Here is a 1095-nt window from a genome sequence, read left to right on the forward strand (position 1 = left end):
CCGAGGTGCTGGCCGCGGCGCTGCCGCCGGGCACCGTGCACACCGGGGTTCGCGTGACGGCCGTGTCGACGACCTCGGTGACCACCGCGGAGCACGGCGAGATCCACTGCCGGGCCGTCCTCGTCGCGACGGACGCGCGCGCGGCGGCCGAACTCCTGCCCGGCCTGCGCGTACCGGACTTCCACCAGGTGACCGTGGTGCACCACACGACCGACGACCCGCCCACGACCGGAGCCGCCCTCCTCCTGGACTCCGACCGCGGCGGCCCGGTCGCCCACACCGCGATCGTCAGCGAGGTCGACCCGAGCCGCGCGCCCGCCGGCCGCGCCCTCGTCTCCTCGACGGTCCTGGGCCCGCCCCCGCCGGACGTCGAGACCGCCGTACGCACCCACCTGTCCCGCCTCTACGGCACCCCGACCACCCGCTGGGAGGCCCTCGCCGTCCACCACACCGCCACGGCGGTCCCCGTCATGCGACCACCGCACGATCTACGGCGCCCTGTCCGCCTGTTGGCCGGCCTGTACGTGTGCGGCGACCACCGGGACACGAGCACGGTGCAGGGGGCGTTGCACTCGGCACACCGGGCGGCGTCGGCGATCGTGGCCGACCTGGACGCGACGGGCTCGATGCACAGGGCAGACCCACTGCCAACAACACAGGCCGCCTGAAGCGCCCTGAAGGGGCGCGGGGAACTGCGCGACCAGCCACGACGGCGCCGCGCAGTCCCACAAACCGCAACCACTACGGCGATGGCGTCACCCGAACGCGGCGACCTTGTCGCGATACCCCCGCACCGGCGCAGCATCCTTGTACGGCTCAAGCCGACGCTCGAAGTCCCGCACATACTCAACGGCCCGCACCGACCGCATCTCCGCAGCCTGCCCCGCCGCCTCCGCCCCCAACGCACAGGCCTGATCGAGCTCACCGAGCCCGAGCCGCGCGGAGGCGAGAACGACCCGGCAGAACAGCCGACTGCGGGCGAACGCGGGCGCCCGCAACTGCAGGGACCGCTCCGCGTGCTGCGCGGCGGCCCGGAACTGCTGCAGAACCCGGTGCGCGTGCCCGAACTCGTCGGCGAGCTGCGCCTCGTCGAAG

1 protein-coding gene and 1 pseudogene are annotated in these 1095 nt (G+C 74.2%); one reads left to right on the plus strand and one right to left on the minus strand.

Annotated elements, in window-relative coordinates:
- The coding region (locus tag R6V09_RS53705) for an FAD-dependent oxidoreductase (protein WP_317888635.1) at positions 1 to 668 on the plus strand (668 nt) is incomplete at its 5' end.
- Positions 669 to 755: 87 nt separating this feature from the next.
- Here R6V09_RS53705 and R6V09_RS53710 read toward each other — a convergent pair.
- Positions 756 to 1095, minus strand: a pseudogene (locus R6V09_RS53710) (regulator); the annotation flags it as partial.

Source organism: Streptomyces sp. W16 (assembly GCF_033194735.1).
Taxonomy (GTDB): domain Bacteria; phylum Actinomycetota; class Actinomycetes; order Streptomycetales; family Streptomycetaceae; genus Streptomyces.